The organism is Flavobacterium sp. (genome assembly GCF_024642105.1).
Taxonomy (GTDB): domain Bacteria; phylum Bacteroidota; class Bacteroidia; order Flavobacteriales; family Flavobacteriaceae; genus Flavobacterium.
On sequence record NZ_JAHEBT010000001.1, the window covers coordinates 140,035 to 162,362 of the forward strand.

A 22,328-nucleotide genomic window follows, 5' to 3' on the forward strand; every position below is an offset into this window, starting at 1 on the left:
TGACAAAACGACTTATTATACTTTATGTCAAATCATAAAATACTCACAATTGACAATCTGTCACTTCAAGAATTTGATTCAGATGCTGAATTAATTCCATTATTAACGCCCGAAGATGAGGAGGAAATGAATAATGAAGAATTACCGGATTCATTACCAATTTTGCCATTGCGCAATATGGTTTTGTTTCCAGGTGTTGTTATTCCAATTACCGCAGGACGCGACAAATCGATTAAACTAATTAATGATGCTAACGCATCAGGAAAAAATATTGGTGTTGTAGCACAAAAGAACGAGGAAGACGAAGACCCAACTAAAGCTGATATTAATACTATTGGAACGGTAGCCCGAATTTTACGTGTGCTAAAAATGCCTGATGGTAATATTACAGTTATTCTACAAGGAAAAAAACGTTTCGAAATTGCAGAAGTAGTTTCAGAAGAACCTTATATTACTGCTACAGTAAAAGAAGTGCCTGAAAAACGGCCTAAAAAGAACGATACCGAGTTCAATGCAATTATTGATTCACTGAAAGAATTAGCTGTTAAGATTATCCAAGAAAGTCCTAATTTGCCTAGTGAAGCTACTTTTGCTATTAAAAATATTGAAAGTAAATCGTTCTTGGTCAATTTTGTTTCTTCTAACATGAATCTTTCGGTAAAAGAGAAACAAGATTTGTTGAAAATTAATAATCTAAAAGATCGCGCTTTAGAAACTTTACGTTTTATGAATGTAGAGTTGCAAAAATTGGAATTGAAAAATGACATTCAGTCCAAAGTGCGTTTTGATTTAGACCAACAACAACGTGAATATTTTCTTCATCAACAAATGAAAACCATTCAGGAAGAATTGGGTGGTGTTTCGCATGAAGAAGAGTTTGACGAAATGAGTCAGCGTGCCAAAACTAAAAAATGGGATGAAACTACGCAAAAACATTTCGAAAAAGAACTATCTAAGTTGCGTAGAATGAATCCGCAAGCACCTGATTTTAGTATCCAAAGAAACTATCTGGATTTGTTTTTGGACTTGCCTTGGAACGTGTTTTCAGAAGATAATTTCGATTTAAAACGCGCACAAAAAATTCTGGATCGAGATCATTTTGGTTTGGAAGACGTGAAGAAAAGAATGATTGAACATTTGGCAGTTTTAAAATTGCGAAATGATATGAAGTCACCCATTATTTGTTTGACAGGACCTCCGGGTGTGGGTAAAACATCGATTGGGCGTTCTATTGCAGAGGCATTAGGTAGAAAATATGTTCGCATTTCTCTAGGAGGTTTGCGTGATGAAGCGGAGATTAGAGGTCATAGAAAAACATATATTGGCGCTTTGCCAGGGCGAATTATTCAAAGTTTGAAAAAAGCAGGAACATCGAATCCCGTTTTTGTTTTGGACGAAATAGATAAATTATCAAACAGTCATAGCGGCGATCCATCTTCGGCTTTGTTAGAAGTTTTGGATCCAGAGCAAAACAATTCATTTTATGACAACTTCCTTGAAATGGGTTATGATTTGTCTAAGGTAATGTTTATTGCTACTTCAAACAATATGGCAACTATCCAACCTGCTTTGCGTGACAGAATGGAAGTGATTAAAATGTCGGGCTACACCATTGAAGAAAAAGTGGAAATTGCTCGTCAACATTTGTTTCCAAGACAGTTGAAAGAACATGGTCTGACTTCTAAAGATTTGACTATTGCTAAAAAACAATTGGAAAAAATTGTAGAAGGGTACACGCGTGAATCAGGGGTTCGTGGCTTGGAAAATAAATTGGCACAAGTCATTCGAAATGCAGCAAAATCAGTTGCAATGGAGGAGGAGTACAATAAAAAAGTAACTGATGAAGACATTGTAAAAGTATTAGGTGTTCCAAGATTGGAAAGAGATAAATACGAAAGTAATGATGTCGCAGGAGTGGTTACAGGATTGGCTTGGACCAGTGTAGGAGGAGATATTTTGTTTGTCGAATCGTTACTTTCTCCAGGAAAAGGCGCTATGACTCTTACAGGAAATCTAGGGACAGTCATGAAAGAATCGGCTACAATTGCTTTGGAGTATATTAAAGCCAATTCGGACATTATGGGACTGAATTCGGAAATATTAAACAAATATAACATCCATTTACACGTTCCAGAAGGAGCAACACCAAAAGATGGTCCAAGTGCCGGTATTGCTATGCTAACTTCTTTGGTGTCTCTCTTAACTCAAAAAAGAGTCAAGAAAAATTTAGCCATGACTGGCGAAATTACGTTGAGAGGAAAAGTATTGCCTGTGGGCGGAATCAAAGAAAAGATATTAGCTGCAAAAAGAGCTAATATTAAGGAGATTATTTTGTGTCACGAAAACAAAAGTGATATTGACGAAATCAAACCAGAATATTTAGAAGGACTTACGTTTCATTATGTGAAAGAGATGATCGAAGTCTTGAAAATAGCCATAACTGAACAGAAAGTTAAAAATGCGAAGAAGTTAGTGTAATATTAATTTTGTTCCAAAAAACTAATTCCAAATTCCAAACTGAATATTTTTCGGTTTTGGAGTTTGGAATTTTTCGTTTATTGTATTTATAATTTTATCTTCGCAACTCATAGTTGAATAGAACAGCATTAACACATTATATTTTGACAAAAAAAATCACAATAGCTATAGACGGATTTTCATCTACTGGAAAAAGTACTTTGGCAAAGCAACTGGCAAAACACTTAGGTTATATTTATGTAGACACAGGAGCAATGTACCGAGCAGTGGCTTTATTTGCGATGCAAAATAATTTAATTTCAGCTAATTTTTTTGATAAGGTAAAACTACTTAATGAATTAAAAAACATAGTTTTAGAATTTAAATTTAATAGCGAATTGGGTTTTGCAGAAATGTACTTGAATGGTGAAAATGTAGAAAAAGCTATTCGTACTATTGAAGTGTCTGGTTTTGTAAGTAAGGTGGCTGAAGTATCTGAAGTTCGCGCTAAATTAGTGGAACAACAGCAAGAAATGGGGAAGAACAAGGCAATTGTTATGGATGGTCGTGATATTGGTACGGTTGTATTTCCAGATGCCGAATTGAAAATTTTTATGACGGCTAGCGCAGCCACTCGAGCTCAAAGACGTTATGATGAATTGTTGCAAAAAGGAGATTCAGTAACGTATGAAGAAGTATTGAAAAATGTGGAAGAACGAGATTATATTGACACCCATCGCGATGACTCACCTTTGGTAATGGCAGAAGATGCTGTTGAAATTGACAATTCCTACCTTAGTAGAGAAGAGCAGTTTGACGCTGTTTTGGACTTAGTGAATGCTATTATTAAAGAGAATTAAATTTTTGCGTATTTCTTTTTTAATGTTAGATTTACAAACTATTTATTACAAATACATAAAATAATTATGAGTATAAAATTTAGATTGACAGTCATGAGCTTTTTGCAATTTTTTGTCTGGGGAGCTTGGTTAATCACAATTGGGACCTATTGCTTTAATGCTAAAGGTTGGACAGGAGCTGAATTTGGTGCTATTTTCTCCACTTTAGGCTTGTCTTCTTTATTCATGCCTGCTATCACTGGGATTATTGCTGACAAGTGGCTTAATGCTGAAAAATTATACGGAATCCTTCATATTTTGTACGGAATCATATTGATCTATGTTCCAAAAGTAGATGATCCAAATGTATTGTATTACGTGATTTTTGGAGCAATGATTTGCTATATGCCAACGATTTCTTTGTCAAATTCTATTGCGTATACTATTCTGAAAAATAATGATTACGATGTAGTAAAAGTTTTTCCGCCTATTCGTGTGTGGGGAACTGTTGGTTTTATCGCTGCAATGTGGTTGACTAATATTTTTAGTTCGCCAAATCCACCAAGTTTTTTACATGATTTTGGTTTGAGTGTTGGTAATGGAATTGCTACTTTGTTAGACAGCCCTGTTACAGCTAATCAGTTTTATTTTGCTGCATTTTTTGCCATTGTATTAGGGATTTATTCTTTTACCTTGCCAAAATGTCCTCCACAACGATTGATCTCAAAAGAAGCGTCTTTTACAGAACAGTTGGGTTTGAATGCTTTTAAATTGTTTTCCAATTCAAAAATGGCATTATTCTTATTGTTTTCTATGTTTTTGGGAGCCGCTTTACAATTAACCAATATGTATGGAGATGCGTATCTCAATGATTTTAAAAACTTTCCAGAATATAAAGATTCAATTGTAGTGAGTTCGTCAACTATTATTATGTCTATTTCTCAAATTTCGGAAACGGTGTTTATTTTGGCAATTCCATTCTTCTTAAAACGTTTTGGAATCAAACAAGTGATGTTGTTTTCAATGATTGCTTGGGTGTTGCGTTTTGGATTATTTGCCTACGGAGACCCTGCGGAAGGACTTTGGATGATTATTTTGTCTTGTATTGTGTACGGAATGGCATTTGATTTTTTCAATATTTCAGGTTCATTATTTGTAGAAACCACAACTGATTCTTCAATACGTTCCTCTGCTCAAGGATTGTTTATGATGATGACCAATGGAGTAGGAGCCTTTTTAGGGAGTTATCTAAGTGGAATTGTAATTGATAATTATTATACTCAAAACGGAATTAAAGACTGGCATAACATCTGGATTGCTTTCTCGTCTTATGCATTAATTATCGGATTAGCGTTTGCTATTTTCTTTAAACATAAACACAATCCCGAAGAAGTAGCAAAAGTGAGTCATTAGTAATCTAGTTTAAATATGTTTTTTTAATTATTTATTTTTGTAATTTTGTAAAAATAGTATTGATTATGAGTTCGATAACAAGTATAGAAATGTACAATATTCTTAAAGAAAAGCTTGGTGAAAACGAAGCCAAAGCTTTGACTGAATATGTAGAAACTAAAGTTGAGAAATCGTTAGAAAAAGAACGAGATATTTTGGCAACAAAAGAGGATATTTATAAAATTGATGTAAAATTGGCTGATACAAAATCTGAAATCATAAAATGGATGTTTATTTTTTGGATTGGTCAAATTGCAGTAACCTTAGGAATTATTTATTTTAGAAATTAATATCATTTTATATAAAATAACAAGAAAAGCTATCTGAAAAGGATGGCTTTTTTTATACAAAAGTTTAAGAGATTTAACTTCGCAAATTCAAGCTAACTATTGCTACTGATTGTCAATGAATTAATCGTTTGTTTTATATTAAAATAAATTTGATAATTGAATAAAGATGTATTACCTTTGCGCACCTTTTGGTGGATAAGGATTTCCTCTAGGTATCAATTAATTATACAAACAACTTCTGTTGTTTTCTTTCGCATCAAGAAATCCGAGAAAATACAGAATACAAATTTTTAATCAGCATGTCTGAACAATTAAAATCACAAGAAGAGTTTTTAGCAAATTTTAACTGGCATAACTTCCAAGAAGGAATTGATGCAGTAGATGAGAAAAACTTACAAGAATTCGAAGAACTAGTTTCAAAAACTTTCATCGCTACAGATCAAGAAGAAGTAGTAGAAGGTGTAGTTGTTAGAATTACAGATAGAGACGTTATCGTTGATATCAATGCAAAATCGGAAGGTGTTATTTCTTTAAACGAATTCCGTTACAATCCAAACTTAAAAGTAGGTGACAAAGTAGAAGTATTAATTGACATCCGTGAGGATAAAACAGGTCAATTAGTATTATCACATAGAAAAGCGCGTACTATCAAATCTTGGGATAGAGTTATCGCTGCAAACGAAACAGGTGAAATCGTTACTGGTTTTGTTAAATGTAGAACTAAAGGTGGTATGATCGTTGACGTTTTCGGAATCGAAGCTTTCTTACCAGGTTCTCAAATTGATGTGAAACCAATCCGTGATTACGATGTTTACGTAAACAAAAACATGGAATTCAAAGTAGTTAAAATTAACCACGAATTCAAAAATGTTGTTGTATCTCATAAAGCGCTTATTGAAGCTGATATTGAGGTTCAGAAAAAAGAAATCATTGGTCAATTACAAAAAGGACAAGTATTAGAAGGTGTTGTTAAAAACATTACTTCTTATGGTGTGTTTATTGACTTAGGTGGTGTTGATGGATTAATCCACATTACTGATCTTTCTTGGTCAAGAATCAATCACCCAAGTGAAGTTCTTGAATTAGACCAAAAATTAAATGTTGTAATCCTTGATTTCGATGATGAGAAAACAAGAATTCAATTAGGATTGAAACAATTAAACGCTCACCCATGGGATGCTTTAGATGCTAACTTAGCTGTTGGTGATAAAGTAAAAGGTAAAGTAGTTGTAATCGCAGATTACGGTGCATTTATCGAAGTTGCTGAAGGTGTTGAAGGTTTAATCCACGTTTCTGAAATGTCTTGGTCAACTCACTTACGTTCTGCTCAAGATTTCGTAAAAGTGGGTGATATCGTTGAAGGAGTTATCTTAACTTTGGATAGAGACGATCGTAAGATGTCTTTAGGTATCAAACAATTGACTCAAGATCCATGGACTGACATTACTTCTAAATACCCAGTAGGTTCTAAACATTCTGGTATCGTTAGAAACTTTACCAACTTTGGTATTTTCGTAGAATTAGAAGAAGGAATCGATGGATTGATTTATATCTCTGACCTTTCTTGGACTAAGAAAATCAAACACCCATCTGAATTTGTAAATGTTGGTGAAAAATTAGATGTAGTAGTATTAGAATTAGATGTTGAAGGACGTAAATTATCTTTAGGTCACAAACAAACTACTGCTAATCCTTGGGATCAATACGAAGATTCTTTCGCAGTAGGAACTATCCACACAGGAGAGATTTCTGAAATCGTTGACAAAGGAGCTACTGTAGAATTTGGTGATGATATCGTTGCTTTCATTCCTACACGTCACTTAGAAAAAGAAGACGGTAAGAAATTGAAAAAAGGAGAATCTGCTGATTTCAAAGTAATTGAATTCAACAAAGAATTCAAAAGAGTAGTTGCTTCTCACACTGCTATCTTCCGTGAAGAAGAAGAGAAAAATGTGAAAACAGTTTCTGAAAATACTTCATCTGCTTCTACTAATGCACCAGCTGCAACTTTAGGAGATAACAATGATGTATTAGCTGCTTTGAAAGCTAAAATGGAAAAAACAGAGAAAAAATAATTCTCAGTTCTTTTTAAATACAAAAGCCTCACAGTAATGTGAGGCTTTTTTTATTGTATTGATTTTTTTCCTATTTTTAATGGATTAACCAAATCGTACAAACAATGGAAGAAATTACAACAACAGAAGAAACAAAGATGTATTTGACAGAAAACTCAAGATCATTTTTGAAAGAAGCGGCCAAATGGGCTTATTTTTTATCAATTTTGGGATTCATAGGAATCGCATTTATTGTTTTGATTGCACTATTTATGGGAACGTTATTTACAAAATTAAGTTCTTTGGGTGGAGGAGAAGCTACTTTAGGAGCAATTGGTGGCGGATTTATAGCGGTCATCTATTTGGTAATCGCCGTGATTTATTTCTTTCCTGTGTACTATTTATATCAATTTTCTTCAAAAGCGAGAGTAGCTTTTGTTACTAATAATAATGAACAATTAAACGCATCGTTTGAATATTTAAAATCTCATTATAAATTCTTAGGCATTTTTGCTTTGATTACTCTAATACTCTATGGTTTAATTTTTATTTTCGGAATAATAGGAGTAATTTTAAAAGTGGTATAGCATATTATCAAAAAAAGAAAACCCCAAATCTAATTAGATTTGGGGTTTTACTTTATAGTGTTTAAAATAAATTATCTCAAAACAGCACCTAGTTCTGTTTCAAAATTCTTCTGTAATTTATTCATAATTTTGTCAATTTGCTCATCGGTTAAGGTTTTTGAGCTATCTTGAATACTAAAGCTTAAGGCATACGACTTTTTACCTTCGGGTAAGTTTTGTCCTTCGTACACATCAAACAAATCAATATTTTTCAATAATGATTTTTCAGTTTGTTTTGCAATAGTATAAATACTCTCGTAAGTAACAGTTTGGTCAATTAACAATGCTAAATCTCTACGAACTTCAGGGTATTTTGGAATTTCGGCGAATTTAATCTTATTCGAAATTAATTTCAAAATAGCAGCCCAATTGAAATCAGCATAGAATACTTCTTGTTTGATTCCGAAGTGTTTTAGTATTGATTTCTTTACAACTCCTATTTCGACTATAGTATCTTTTCCTAAACTAACAGCAATTCCTTCAGAAAAAACATCCGACGTTAACGGTTGGTTTTGTGTTTTCTGAATTCCTAATCGTTCTAGAACAGCATTTACATATCCTTTGAACAAAAAGAAATCAGTTGGTTTTTGGCTAGTTGTCCAAGTTTCTTGATTTCTATTTCCGGTAAGGAAAAGCGTTAAATGTTTTTTCTCTTCATATCCAGAAGGGTAGTTGTGGTATGTTTTTCCGAATTCAAATAATTTTAAATCGGTATTCTTTCTATTAATATTATACGAAATCGCTTCTAATCCAGAGAATAATAATGATTGGCGCATGGTTGCTAAATCGCTACTCAACGGATTTAACATAGTTACATTATGTTCTTCTTTCAACATTTCAGAAAGCTGAATGTAATTGGCTGTGGTCAAAGAGTTGGCCATCATTTCGTGAAATCCTTGCGAATTCAATTGAGTAGCCACCACATTTTGTATCTTATAATCTTCTGTTCTTGGTGAATTAGCAACTGTAGCGTTTACCTTATTGGAGAATTTAATGTTATTATATCCATATACTCGAAGGATTTCTTCAATAACATCAATTTCTCGCTGTACATCTACGCGGTAAGCCGGAATAGTTAATCCTAATCCCGAATCTGAAACGCTATTTACTTTGATATCTAAAGAAACTAATATCTTTTTGATAATGTCTTTCGAGATTTCTTGACCAATAATTTTAGCTACTTTGTTAAAGTTTAAGAAAACACTAAAATTTTCTACTTTTTTAGGATATACATCAATTACATCCGATGTAATTTCGCCACCAGCTACTTCTTGAATTAATAAAGCTGCACGTTTTAAAGCATATTCAGTAATAGAAGGATCAATTCCTCTTTCGAATCGGAAAGAAGCATCGGTGTTTAGTTGATGTCTTTTGGCCGTTTTACGAACACTTACCGGATTGAAATATGCACTTTCTAAGAAAATAGCATTGGTACTTTCTGAAACCCCCGATTCTTTTCCTCCAAAAACTCCTGCAATACACAAAGGTCCTTTTTCGTCACAAATCATAATGTCTTCTTCGTGTAAACTTCTTTCTACATCATCAAGTGTAGTGAATTTAGTTCCTGAAGGTACTGTTTTTACAATCACTTTACCGCTAATTTTAGCAGCATCAAAAGCGTGAAGTGGTTGTCCTAATTCGTGTAATACATAATTAGTAACATCAACAATATTGTTTTTTGGATTTAAACCAATAGATTTCAAACGGTTTTGTAACCAAGCAGGAGATGGTTTTACCGTAATTCCTGAAATAGTTACTCCGCAGTATCTTGGAACCAATTTACTTTCTTTAACGTCAATGTCAATTTTCAAGGTACGCTTGTCTACTCTGAAATTGCTTACGGAAGGAGTGATCAATTCTACGTTTGCACCACTTTGAAGCATTCCAGCTCTTAAATCACGAGCTGTACCTAAGTGACTCATTGCGTCTGCACGATTGGGAGTTAATCCAATTTCGAATACTTCATCATTTTCAATTTTAAAAACGGTAGCTGCAGGAGTACCTGGTTGCAGTGATGAGTCTAAAACCATAATTCCATCATGGCTAGTACCAAGACCAATTTCGTCCTCAGCACAAATCATCCCGTGACTTTCTTGTCCGCGAATTTTTCCTTTTTTAATTGTAAATGCTTCTCCTTCTTTATCGTACAAAATGGTTCCTATAGTGGCTACAGGTACTTTTTGTCCTGCCGCTACATTACTAGCACCGCATACAATTTGAACTGGAGTTCCGTCGCCTAAATCTACGGTAGTTACTTTTAGTCTGTCTGCATCAGGGTGAGGAGCACAAGTTAAAACGTGTCCGACTACAATTCCTTCTAAGCCACCTTTTACCGATTGGTATTTTTCAACCACTTCCACTTCTAAACCTAAATCGGTTAATAAAGCTGCGGTTTCTTCTGATTGCCAATCTATTTTAATAAACTGTTTTATCCAGTTGTACGATATTTTCATTTTGAATTATTTTCAGGTTTGCAAATATAAGGATTGCAGATTGGAGTAGGAAACAATTTTTTTGATTTTTAAAAGTCTTTCGTATTACTTGAAACAATTATTTTTTTCTTTTAATTATTCTTTTTAAGAAAAGGAATCAAGCCACCAAAATATACTTTTTGGTCGTCATAAAAGTCCATGTGACTTCCTTTTGGACAAAATAAATAGGTGCCATTTTGTACTAATTTCGACATTGCTGACATGTGTTTTGGATCCATGGTATCGTATTTAGCTCCAATAACTAAAGTAGGAATTGTGATGTTTTTTAAATCGGCTTTTCTATCCCATTTTTCTAATTTTCCAGAGATTCCAAATTCACTCGGACCTTGCATCGTCACATATAATGATTGATTCATTTTCGCAAAAGAGCGATTCACCGGTTCTGGCCAATCTTTTGCAGGAAAACGAAGAATATGTTTTTCGTAAAAATTAGGAATTAACAATTCCATATAACGTGGATTAGAAAAATCTTTCGCTGCTTCAATTTGGTTGAGTTCAGCCAATACTTTCGGATTTATTTGCTTGGCTAATACTTCATCAGCATATTTACCATATTCGGGACAGCTTGACATCATATTAGAAATAATCAATCCTTTCATATTATGTTGGTATTTCAGTGCATATTCCATGGCTAAAATCCCTCCCCAAGAATGGCCTAACATAAAGAAATTTGATGAATCTAAATTCAACGCTTTTCTAACTTGTTCCACTTCTTCTACATAGCGCCCTAAATCCCAAAGCGCTACATCATTCGGATTATCAGAGTTTCCACAACCCAATTGATCGTAATAAATAATTTCAATTCCTTCAGCAGGTAGGAAATTTTCAAAACATTCAAAATACTCGTGAGTGGCACCCGGACCACCGTTAAGAAGGAGTAATTTAATTTTAGGATTGTTTCCAATACGTTTGGTCCAAACGTTAAAAGTGCCTTTTGGAGTCGTAATAGGAATAACTTTTATTCCGCCATTTTGAATACTATCAGTTGTTTTTTCAAAATAAACAGATTGATTTTCAACAGTTCCTTTTTGACAAGAAGTAAAAAATGTAAGTGTTAAAACTAAAATAATTTTAGCGATAGTTTTCATAGGATTAAGTATAAGTTTTATAAAATTTCTTCGATATGTTTTTTGATATTTTCTGTTATTTTCTTTGTTGGCAAATCATTAGCATCTTCTCCAAATGGATCTTCGATTTCTTCTGCAATTAATTCTAAACTAGCTAAAACATAGAATATAAAAACGACCACTGGTACAACATAATATCCTAAACTAAATACATAGCCAAAGGGCAAAGTCAATACATAAATGAAAATGAATTTTTTTATGAATGCGCTATAAGAATAGGGTATAGGGGTATTTTTTATTCTCTCGCAAGCACCACAAATATCGGTAAACGATTGTAATTCGTTATTGATTATAATTAATTGATTTCCAGATATTTTTTTAGATAAATACAAATTGTTTACTTTCATAAATAATTTATTGGCGACTTGATTCGGACGGTGTTTGTGATGATCGATTTCTAAATCAACATCATCAAATAATTGCTTGCCTGTATCACTATCATTCAAATGTTTTCTCAAAATCGAAGCGTAGTGTGGAATCATTTTTCTAAAATAAGCTCGGTCAGTATCATCCACTAACATAGCATTTAGTTTGATAGCTAGATTACGGGAACTATTTACCAAACCGCCCCACATTTTTCTTCCTTCCCACCAACGGTCATAAGCAGTGTTAGTTCGGTAAGCTAATAATAAAGAAATGACAAAACCTAACATCCCGTGCATCATAGAAATGTTTTTTACATGACTGTCTTCAGGCAAGTGCCAATATTCAATTTCAAGATAGGCTATGATTCCTGAATATATTCCGATAATAATCATTATCGGGATTAATTTTCTAAACGTATCGGCTTTACTAATATGAAATATAAAACTGATCCAATCTTTTGGGTTGTACGATGTCATTGGGATGATTTAATTTAGGTTGATAATTCCAGCCAATTCTTTTAATGCGATTTCAGATAATTTAGCTTGAAACTGCGCATTACTATTGCGTACTTTGGCATTCACATAATTCAATTGAGCAGTTCTAAATTCTAGGGTAGTAATAGTACCAATCTTGAATTTATCTAAGGTAATGGCTAAATTTTGTTTGGCAATTGCTTCATTTTTTTCTTCTAAACTAATCAATTCTAAATTAGTTATATAGGTTTGAAATGAAGTGGCTAATTGCGATTGTAAAGCTAAATTTTGCTGCTCGATGGTTAATTTAGAGTTGTCAATTTGTAATTGAGCAATTTTTTCATTTCTATTTTGCGCAAACCCGTCAAATACATTCAATGCGGCACTAAATCCATAATTCAATCCTTTAGCCGAGGTTGCCGTAGCAAAACCCAGACTAGCTTGTGTTTCCGATAAATTGTAACCTGTATTTAATCGAACTGTTGGATATCTATTGGCCTTAACTTGTTTCAATTGTAATTCAGCAACTTTTAATGCAATAATTTGCGCTTCTAATTGAGGGTTTTGTTTTTCAGCTAAAGCAGTTAATTCGTTTAGAACTAAAGCAGCATCGACCTTAATAGCATCAATTACTTTGAAATTTGTTTTTGTATCTCGAGCCAAAATTTGATTGAATAGAATTTTAGTATTGGCATACAAATCTTTTTGTCTTAGTAGCGCAACCTTATCAGTATTCAAATCTACTTGTGCATTCAAGACTTCTAATTTAGAGGCTTTCCCGATAATAAATCGGTTTTGTGCCAAGGCCAAGCGTTGGTTCGAAATCACAATCGTAGAATCTAAGGCTTCCAATTGCTGTTGTTGTTGTACCAAATCAAAATAAGTACTCGTTACAGCACTAATTTTGGTCAAAATAGTTTGCTTCAACTGCGCTTCGCCTAATTTTTGTAGTTCTTTCAGTTGGTCTAATTTGGCAAACATTTTGAATCCGTCAAATACCGTCCAATCTAAATTAACGCCGTAATTCAAACTGTTATTTTTGGCATTGTCCAATGAATTGACAACCCCACTTTGTAAAGTTTGTGAGCTATTTTGAACGCGATTATTAGCAGCAACTGTTGCTGAGACAACAGGCAACATTCCGGCATTGCCAACCGCTACATTGGTGGTATTGATTAGTGAATTATTTGAGGCAATTTTTATTTCGTAATTGTTCTCTAAAGCTAGTTTTACGGCGCTTTCAAGTGTTAAAATTTCTTGTGCTTTAGCATTGCTAAAACCTAAAAAAAATAAACTAACTATGATGAATTTATAGTGTGTCATATTGATTTACTTTCTTGTTCATATTCGTTAATATGATCAAATTCAGGATAATGTTTTCTGGCTTTTGACCACATTAGATATAAGGCTGGAATAACGAATAAAGTCAAAACTAATGAGAAGACAGTTCCGCCAACTATAACCACTCCCATTCCGATTCTACTGTTAGAAGCAGCACCAAGCGATAAAGCAATTGGTAAAGCACCTAAAGCAATGGCTAAACTCGTCATTAAGATAGGACGTAGACGGGCTTCTGAAGCTTCCAAAATAGCTTCTAACTTAGGTTTTCCCTGCTCGCGTAATTGATTCGCAAATTCCACAATTAAGATTCCATTTTTGGTTACCAAACCAATTAACATCACGGTTCCAATTTGGCTGAAGATATTCCAAGTTTGATTGAATAACCACAACGAAAATAACGCTCCAGCAACGGCCATTGGTACGGTTAAAATAATGATGAAAGGATCCACAAAACTTTCAAATTGTGCTGCAAGAATCAAGAATATTAATACTAATGCTAATCCAAATGCAAAAGAAGTATTGGAACTACTTTCGACAAAATCTCTTGATTCTCCACCTAAATCTGTGGTAAAGGAATCGTCTAAGACTTTGGCTTTGATTTCATCCATAGCTTCGATTCCGTCACTAATACTTTTTCCTGGAGCTAATCCAGCCGAAACAGTAGCCGACATGTATCTATTATTATGGTACAATTGTGGCGGATTACTTTGTTCTTCAATTGCAATCACATTGTCCATTTGAATTAACTCTCCTTTGTTGTTTTTAACATACATCGAAGTCAAATCCAAAGGTTTTGCACGATCATTTTTTTCAAACTGACCAATCACTTGGTATTGTTTCCCGTTGCGAATAAAATAACCAAAACGCTGCCCACTTAATGAAAGTTGCAATGTTTGTGCTACATCGATAACAGAAATGCCTAAACTCTCTGCTTTTTCTCTATCAATAGTAACATTGATTTCGGGTTTGTTGAATTTTAAATTCACATCGGTAGTAGAGAAAGTTTCGTTTTTAGCTGCTTCTTCCATAAACAATGGAATTTTCTCTCTTAATTTTTCAAAATTCGGAGCCTGAATAATGTACTGAATCGGTAAGCCACCACGTCTGTTTACCGCAATAGTGGGTTGTTCAATTACAGCTGTTTTTGCCTCAGAATAGTTATTGGTCCATTTGGTTACTTTTTCAGCGATTTCTTTTTGAGTACTTTTTCTTTCGTTAGGATCTACCAATGAAATTCTAATAAACCCACTGTTTACAGAAGAAGCATTGAAGCCAGGGGAAGTAATAACAAGGGCTACTTTTTTTTCAGGGATAGAATCATCAACTAATTGAGATAATTCTTGCATGAATTTATCTGTATATTCATAAGAAGCACCTTCTGGGGTGGTGGTTCGTATTACCATCCCGCTTCGATCATCATAAGGTGCAGTTTCTTTTTTTAACAAATTGAAAAATAAATAAATCAATCCGAAACAAGCTATTAAAATGGGAAAGCTTAACCATTTCTTTTTCATGAAGCGTTCCAAAGCATTAGCATAACCCGTATTCAATTGTTGGAAATACGGCTCGGTGAGATTGTAGAATTTGGATTTTTCTTGTTTTCCACCTTTCATTAAATAGGCGTTCAACATTGGCGTAAGCGTTAATGATACAAAAGCCGAGACCAATACGGCAGCCCCAATGACTACTCCAAATTCCCGAAACAAGCGTCCTACAAATCCTTCTAAGAAAATTACGGGTAAGAATACCGCTGCCAGAGTGATAGAAATCGAAATTACCGCAAAAAAGATTTCGTTTGATCCTTTGATAGCGGCTTCGATAGGAGACATGCCTTCTTCTACTTTTTTGAAGATATTTTCAGTGACTACAATTCCGTCATCGACCACTAATCCTGTGGCTAAAACAATAGCCAGTAAAGTCAATACATTGATAGAGAACCCAAATAACCACATGATAAAAAATGTAGCGATTAAGGATACTGGAATATCAATCAAAGGGCGGAAGGCAATAGCCCAATCTCTAAAGAATAAATAGATAATCAAAACCACCAACAAGATTGAAATACCTAATGTTTCGGCTACTTCAATCACGGATTGTTTTACAAAAATCGTATTATCAATAACAATGTTTAAGTGAATGTCTTTCGGTAAATCGTTTTTAAATCGTTGGTACTCTTTGTAAAACGCCGTTGCAATATCCAAATAGTTGGCACCTGGGCGAGGTACAATAGCTACACCCACCAAAGGAACACCTGATTGCGTCATATTAGTTTCTACATTTTCAGGTCCAATCTCGGCTTTACCAATATCGCTAAAACGAACAATTTTTTCTCCTTCTGAACGAATGATGATATTATTGAATTCTTCGGGTTTGGACAAATTACCAATGGTTCTAACCGTTAACTCGGTATTGGCACCGGTGATTTTTCCTGAAGGTAATTCTACATTTTGTTTGCTTAACGCATTTCGAACTTCAGAAACGGTGCAACCGTAAGAAGCCAATTTTACAGGGTCAATCCACAAACGCATGGCGTATCTTTTTTGTCCCCAAATTTGGATACCACTCACACCCGGAATGGTTTCCAAACGCTGCCCAATTACGTTTTCGGCAAAATCACTTAATTCCAATTCGTTTCTCGAATCACTTTGTATCGTCATCGAAATGATAGCGTCACTATTAGCATCTGCTTTAGACACTACAGGTGGTGCATCAATGTCTTGTGGCAAACTACGTGTAGCTTGTGATACTTTATCTCGAACGTCATTGGCTGCTTCTTCTAAATCTTTGTCTAAGTTAAATTCAACGGTAATATTACTACTTCCTTGAATACTGGAAGAAGTAACGTTACGAATGCCGTCAATAGAGTTAATGGCTTTTTCTAATGGCTCCGTAATTTGAGATTCAATGATATCAGAATTGGCACCAGTATAATTGGTACGAATAGACACTTGTGCAGGATCTATAGAAGGAAATTCTCGAACTCCTAAAAAACTGTAGCCAATCAATCCAAATAAAACAATGGTTAGATTGACAACTATAGTAAATACAGGTCTTTTTATGCTTAAAGTGGATAAACTCATGTGTGTTTTTTTAAGAAAAGTAAATTAGTTTTTCCGTGCTTTTATTTAATTTTTACTACAATAGGCGCTTCGTCTTTTAACGACATTACTCCTGAAGTCAATACCGTATCACCTACTTTTAAACCTGAGAGCACTAAAATAGAAGCATCGGTTCGTGTAGCGGTTTCTACCATTACTTCTTTCGCCATTCCTTTATTAGCAATAAATACTTTTTTACCGTCTTGTACTGGAATAATCGCTTCCGTTGGGATAACTACGGCATCTTTGATAATATCCAAAGGTAATTGCACATCTGCAAAAGTTCCAGGCAATAACTTACCGTCTTTATTGTCTGCCAAAGCACGCACTTTTAAAGTTCTAGTTGCAATCTCCACTTCGGGTTCAATAGCATAGATTTTAGCCGAATAAGATTGGTTAGAACCCGTTACTTTGAAGGTAATCGTGGCGTTCTTTTTTACTTGCGAAGCATATTTCTCAGGAATAGAAAAAGTGATTTTTAGTTGACCACTATTCACCAACTTGGCTACCAAAAGAGTAGGAGTAACGTAAGTCCCTGGCGAAATAGAACGCAATCCAATCTTTCCCGAAAAAGGCGCACGTACCGAAGTTTTCTCAATTTGTGCTTGAATCAATTGACTTTGTGCTTTCGCAGATTGATAATCAGCGCGTGCTACATCATATTCTTCTTGGCTAATCGCTTCTTTTTGCAATAACAATTTGGCTCTTCTTTCATTTTCAGAAGCTAAACTTTCTTTGGTTTTAGCTTGAGCCAATTGCGCTTTCAGTTCAATATCGTTCACTTTGAATAACACTTGACCTTTAGACACATTACTTCCTTCTTGGAAATAGATGTTTTTTACAATTCCTGAAACTTCAGAACGAATCTCCACTTGTTCATTGGCCTCAATCGAACCCGAAAGAGCTAGATTATTGTCGAATGTTTGTAAATGAACAATTGTTCCACTCACCGTAATCGGCTGTTTGTCTTTTTCTTTGTCTTTAGGACCTTTGCTATCGCTATTTTTTGTAATTCGGTAACCAATTAAGCCAACTAATCCTATTAGTAATAAGGAGTAAACGAGAGTTTTTATTTTCATAATTTTAATTAAAGTGTCTTAATAACGCAAACGTCAAATTTAGAACTTTGAATTTGATTTTGAACTAACTTGAAGTTATTATTTTGAGTTGATTATATCAGCTTATATAATTCCAGATATTTTTCTTTTTAGTCATTTCTATAAACACAGCACGCAAGGTCGCATGTTCTGGTTTGTGCATGCCTGCATCGTTTTTGAGAAGTTGCAAGGCATAATTTCTGGCTAATAGTAAAATATCTCTATCCTTAACGATATCCGCAATTTGAAGATTCAAAACACCACTTTGTTGTGTCCCCATCAAATCGCCGGGACCGCGTAATTTCAAATCGACTTCGGCAATTTCAAAGCCGTCATTAGTACTCACCATTGTTTCCATTCGGGTTTTACTATCCGAACTCAATTTGTGGCTCGTCATCAAAATACAATAACTTTGTTCGGCGCCACGTCCCACACGGCCACGCAATTGATGCAATTGTGACAGTCCAAAACGTTCGGCACTTTCAATAATCATTACGCTGGCATTGGGAACATTAACCCCAACTTCAATTACTGTAGTGGCTACCATAATATTGGTTTTTCCTTCGGCAAAGCGCTTCATTTCAGATTCTTTATCCGCAGGTTTCATTTTTCCGTGTAAAATAGAAATAGAATACTGCGGTAATGGAAAATCTCTTGAAATACTTTCGTAGCCATCCATTAAATCTTTGAAATCCATTTTTTCGGATTCCTGAATCAACGGATAAACAATGTAAATTTGTCTGCCCAACGCAATTTCGTCTTTCAAAAACTTCCAAACTTTCAGTCGGTTGCTGTCAAAACGATGCACGGTTTGAATGGGTTTTCGTCCTGGAGGTAATTCGTCTATCACTGAAATATCCAAATCACCATACAAACTCATGGCTAAGGTACGTGGAATAGGAGTGGCAGTCATCACTAAAACGTGTGGAGGGATAATAGCCCCACCAACCTCCCCAGAAGGGAGGCTTTCCAAGATAGAGGTTATTTTTTTTAAAACATTTTCAGTATTGTGAATTACTTCTTCGTTAGTAAAACGAATCACTTTAAAACCAATTTCATTTAATATGTTGGTTCGTAATTCATCTGCCTCTCTCTGTTCTGCGGTATTATGATAACCACCATCTACTTCAATAATTAAATTTTTTTCTAAACAAATAAAGTCAACTATAAAAACATCAATAATATGTTGTCTTCTAAATTTAGAATTAAGATTTTTATCTCTAAGACATTCCCAAAGAATATTTTCTGCTTGTGTACTCTTTTTTTTATTTTCGTTTTTAAGCTCTTTTAAAAGAGTATACATTGAAGGTCGTGCAGTTTGATACTTTTTTAGGATACGTTCGGTTTCCCCTCTTTTGGAGGGGTCAGGGGAGGCCTTCTTCCACAATTTGGAACGTTGCTCTACGCCAAAACGATGTTGCTCATCAATTACAGCCAATCCTAAATTCTTAAACTGTACTTTGTCTTCTAATAAAGCATGAGTTCCGATAAGAATATGTAAACTGCCGTTTTCCAATGCTTCATGAATTACTTTTCTATCAGCGGTTTTGGTAGAACCGGTCAATAATTGGATGTTAATGTTGGCGGTCTTAGCCAATTCGGATAAGCCTAAAAAATGTTGGTTGGCTAAAATTTCTGTTGGCGCCATTAAGCACGCTTGAAAGCCGTTATCAATTGCCAAAAGCATACTCATAAACGCGACAATGGTTTTCCCAGAACCTACATCGCCTTGCAGCAACCGATTCATTTGGGCGTTACTTCCCATATCGGTGCGGATTTCTTTAATCACTCTTTTCTGGGCATTGGTCAACTCAAAAGGCAAATGATTTTGATAAAAGTCATTAAAATGTTGCCCAACAGAAGTAAAAGGATGTCCTTTTATTTTGTGTTTTTGAATCAGGTTTTTGGTAATCAATTGCAGCTGAATAAAGAACAATTCTTCAAACTTCAATCGGAATTGAGCTTTTGCCAAAGCTTCCGAACTTTTAGGAAAATGAATATTGAATAAGGCGACTTTCTTAGGAATTAGTTTTAATTCGTCCAGCAAATAATCAGGCAAGGTTTCTGAAAACAAATTTTGTGTTTCCAAAAACAACTGTTGCATCATTTTGATAATAACTCGGTTCGAAACACCTCGATTTGCCAAGGTTTCTGTGGAAGGATAAATGGCTTGCATGGCCGAGCGAAGACTTTTTTGGTGTTCGCTAAGCAATTCCATTTCAGGATGCGCCATGTTGAACGTACCATTGAATGAGGAGCATTTTCCAAAAATCACGATGACTTCATTCAACTTTAAACTTTCCCGAATCCATTTGTGACCTTGGAACCAAACTAATTCCATTTGGCCAGTATCATCAACAAAAGTAGCAACCAAACGTTTTTTGTTTTTGCCAAATTCCACCGTTTTAATGTGGATGATTTTGCCAATGATTTGGACTTCTGAAGCGGTGTTTTGCAACTCGTTAATTTTATAATAACGCGTTCTGTCGATGTAGCGATTTGGGAAGAAATTCACTAAATCTCCGTACTTATGAATCCCTAATTCCTTACGCAAGAGTTCGCCCCGATGAGGACCAACGCCTTTAAGGTATTCGATAGGAGTTTGTAGAAGATTTTGCTGCATACTGCGAAGATAGTTTTTTGTTTGTAAAAAATATTTTTAGATTACTATTTTTACAATTTCAAAACTATAAAAAAAATGGTTTTGCTGAGAAGTCAAGTTGCAGTTTAGTTCAATTTTTTTGCACTTTTGCGAGTACTTTGATCAAGTATATAAAAATAAAATAATAGCCACAGATTTCACGGATTATACTGATTTTTAGAAATAAAATCCGTTAAATCTGTGAAATCTGTGGCAAAAATAATTGGGATGACATTGATGAAAATTAAAAATTGATTTAATGGAATACAATTTTAGAAAATAGCGTTTGAAAATGATATATTTGAAAAAAATTAAATACATAAAATGATTCTCGACACCCTAGAAAATTACCAGTTGTACAGTACCATCAATGAAAGAATAGCCAAAGGTTTTGCCTTTTTACGCAACACTGATTTAGATGCTATTCCCTCAGGAAAACACGATATTGAAGGCGATATGATTTTTGCTTTGGTACAAGAATACCCAACCAAGCCCTTGAACGAATGTAAATTAGAAAGCCATAAAAAATACATTGATATTCAATATGTGATTCGTGGTGAGGAATTCATGGGAGTAACTACAAAAAACAATCAAAAGATACTGGAACAAGACGAAGATAAAGACTATACGTTTTACGAAGGTACAACTTCTTTAGTGCGCGTTTCAAAAGGAATGTTTACTATTTTTTTTCCAGATGATTTGCACCAACCCTGTGTTCAAACAGAATCCACTGCTGAAGTAAAGAAAGTAGTGATTAAAGTCTTAATTCAATAAATCGTACTTCGTATATCGTATATCGTATATCCTAAATCGTAAATTACAATGACAACCCATCTCGCTTTACTTCGTGGCATCAATGTTTCTGGACATAATATGATTAAAATGGAGGCATTAAAAACGGCTTTGGAAAACATTGGATTTCAAAACGTGACCACCTACATTCAATCTGGAAATGTGTTTGTAACGACTGAAGAAGACAATCCCGCTAAAGTAGGTTTCCTGATCAAACAAGAGATATTCAGAGCGTTTGGTCACGAAGTGCCTGTGGTGGTGATTGCCAAATCCGATTTAGAAGCCTGTTTAACTAACAATCCCTATTTGAAAGAAAAAGATTTGGATACCAAAAAACTCTATGTCGCTTTTGTATCGATGGCTTTGCGAAATGAGGCCATTAATGATTTAAAGATGAGTCAGGTGAAACCGGATCAAGCGCATATTGATGCCAATAAAATTTACATCAAATACGCAGTAAGCGCAGGAAAAACACGACTAGATCAAAAATACATTGAGAAAAAACTGAATCTCACGGCTACGATACGAAATTGGAATACGGTGACGCATTTATTGGAAATGTATAATGCGTTTGATTAATGTGGGGCTACCGATATGGCATCGCTACGCGATTATTCTCAATGTTTTTTTTAAAAATTGCTCCGTAAGGAGCTAAATAAAATTTTTAAAAGGTGAGTAGTAAAATATGTCTTTTAAAAATTATTTTCCGCATAAAATTCGAAGCCTTTGCTATAAAATGTTTATTGAATATATTTTTTTTCTGATTTTGTAAGTTCAAAAAACCAGACTCCAATAACTATTGTTAAAGAATATATTACAACCCAAAGTTTCTGTTGTACACCTCTTTCAAAAAAACCTTTGTCGAAAATATAAAAGGTAATCCAAACGGAAATAAATGAATAAATGCTTAAAATAAGTTTAGTATTATTCGATGTGAAAGAGGAAATAAGTTTATGTTGAATCATCCAAAATATAAACATAGCAGGAATTGATAAGACTAATCCATAAATCATCATAATTGAGATTATTGGCCAAGATCCTAAAATTTCATTCCATTTTGCGGAGTTAATTAATCCTAAAATTAAAAACAAGAGTAATGGTGAAACTACTACCGTAAAAATCCAAACTTTAAAACTATATCTCATAACTTATTGATATTAAATATTTATGAAAGAGGTGAACT

General features: G+C 34.3%; 16 protein-coding genes. 8 read left to right on the plus strand and 8 right to left on the minus strand.

Annotation, left to right across the window (positions count from 1 at the left end):
• Positions 1–24 precede the first annotated feature (24 nt).
• From lon to Q0L65_RS00710, 6 genes are all read left to right on the plus strand, one after another.
• On the plus strand, positions 25–2,478 hold the full coding sequence (lon, locus tag Q0L65_RS00685) for an endopeptidase La (RefSeq protein ID WP_296682349.1): 2,454 nt from the start codon (positions 25–27) through the stop codon (positions 2,476–2,478).
• Between the two features lie 143 nt (positions 2,479–2,621).
• The gene (gene cmk, locus Q0L65_RS00690) at positions 2,622–3,317 is read left to right on the plus strand and encodes a (d)CMP kinase (RefSeq protein WP_296682351.1); all 696 of its coding nucleotides are present in this window, start codon (positions 2,622–2,624) and stop codon (positions 3,315–3,317) included.
• A gap of 66 nt (positions 3,318–3,383) precedes the next feature.
• The gene (locus tag Q0L65_RS00695) at positions 3,384–4,709 is read left to right on the plus strand and encodes a nucleoside permease (protein WP_296682353.1); all 1,326 of its coding nucleotides are present in this window, start codon (positions 3,384–3,386) and stop codon (positions 4,707–4,709) included.
• Between the two features lie 65 nt (positions 4,710–4,774).
• On the plus strand, positions 4,775–5,038 hold the full coding sequence (locus Q0L65_RS00700; protein WP_296682355.1) for a hypothetical protein: 264 nt from the start codon (positions 4,775–4,777) through the stop codon (positions 5,036–5,038).
• Positions 5,039–5,337: 299 nt separating this feature from the next.
• Positions 5,338–7,113, plus strand: coding sequence for a 30S ribosomal protein S1 (rpsA, locus tag Q0L65_RS00705; protein ID WP_296682357.1), 1,776 nt, complete (start codon positions 5,338–5,340; stop codon positions 7,111–7,113).
• A 104-nt stretch (positions 7,114–7,217) separates the two neighbouring features.
• Positions 7,218–7,679 carry a hypothetical protein gene (locus Q0L65_RS00710; RefSeq protein WP_296682358.1) on the plus strand — a complete coding sequence of 154 codons (462 nt, stop codon included), beginning with the start codon at positions 7,218–7,220 and terminating at the stop codon, positions 7,677–7,679.
• Positions 7,680–7,750: 71 nt separating this feature from the next.
• On the opposite strand, the gene pheT is transcribed toward Q0L65_RS00710, so the two are convergent.
• From pheT to Q0L65_RS00745, 7 genes are all read right to left on the minus strand, one after another.
• Positions 7,751–10,171 (minus strand): phenylalanine--tRNA ligase subunit beta, encoded by a 2,421-nt coding sequence (gene pheT, locus Q0L65_RS00715; protein WP_296682360.1) that lies wholly within the window; start codon positions 10,169–10,171, stop codon positions 7,751–7,753.
• Between the two features lie 110 nt (positions 10,172–10,281).
• Positions 10,282–11,298 carry a proline iminopeptidase-family hydrolase gene (locus Q0L65_RS00720; RefSeq protein ID WP_296682362.1) on the minus strand — a complete coding sequence of 339 codons (1,017 nt, stop codon included), beginning with the start codon at positions 11,296–11,298 and terminating at the stop codon, positions 10,282–10,284.
• Positions 11,299–11,315: 17 nt separating this feature from the next.
• On the minus strand, positions 11,316–12,179 hold the full coding sequence (locus Q0L65_RS00725; RefSeq protein ID WP_296682364.1) for a bestrophin family ion channel: 864 nt from the start codon (positions 12,177–12,179) through the stop codon (positions 11,316–11,318).
• 9 nt (positions 12,180–12,188) lie between these two features.
• Positions 12,189–13,499, minus strand: coding sequence for a TolC family protein (locus Q0L65_RS00730; RefSeq protein WP_296682366.1), 1,311 nt, complete (start codon positions 13,497–13,499; stop codon positions 12,189–12,191).
• Positions 13,496–16,597, minus strand: coding sequence for an efflux RND transporter permease subunit (locus Q0L65_RS00735; protein WP_296682368.1), 3,102 nt, complete (start codon positions 16,595–16,597; stop codon positions 13,496–13,498). Before Q0L65_RS00735 ends, Q0L65_RS00730 begins: the two co-directional genes overlap by 4 nt.
• A 41-nt stretch (positions 16,598–16,638) precedes the next feature.
• Complete coding sequence (locus Q0L65_RS00740) at positions 16,639–17,694, minus strand: efflux RND transporter periplasmic adaptor subunit (protein ID WP_296682370.1); 1,056 nt, start codon at positions 17,692–17,694, stop codon at positions 16,639–16,641.
• A 97-nt stretch (positions 17,695–17,791) separates the two neighbouring features.
• On the minus strand, positions 17,792–20,335 hold the full coding sequence (locus Q0L65_RS00745; protein WP_296682372.1) for a DUF559 domain-containing protein: 2,544 nt from the start codon (positions 20,333–20,335) through the stop codon (positions 17,792–17,794).
• A gap of 342 nt (positions 20,336–20,677) precedes the next feature.
• Between Q0L65_RS00745 and Q0L65_RS00750 the strand changes: the two genes are divergently transcribed.
• Entirely contained in the window at positions 20,678–21,127 is a 450-nt protein-coding gene (locus tag Q0L65_RS00750; protein ID WP_296682374.1) for a YhcH/YjgK/YiaL family protein, read from the plus strand.
• Positions 21,128–21,175: 48 nt separating this feature from the next.
• Complete coding sequence (locus Q0L65_RS00755; protein ID WP_296682375.1) at positions 21,176–21,724, plus strand: DUF1697 domain-containing protein; 549 nt, start codon at positions 21,176–21,178, stop codon at positions 21,722–21,724.
• Positions 21,725–21,885: 161 nt separating this feature from the next.
• Here Q0L65_RS00755 and Q0L65_RS00760 read toward each other — a convergent pair whose 3' ends face one another.
• On the minus strand, positions 21,886–22,290 hold the full coding sequence (locus Q0L65_RS00760) for a hypothetical protein (protein WP_296682377.1): 405 nt from the start codon (positions 22,288–22,290) through the stop codon (positions 21,886–21,888).
• Positions 22,291–22,328 lie beyond the last annotated feature (38 nt).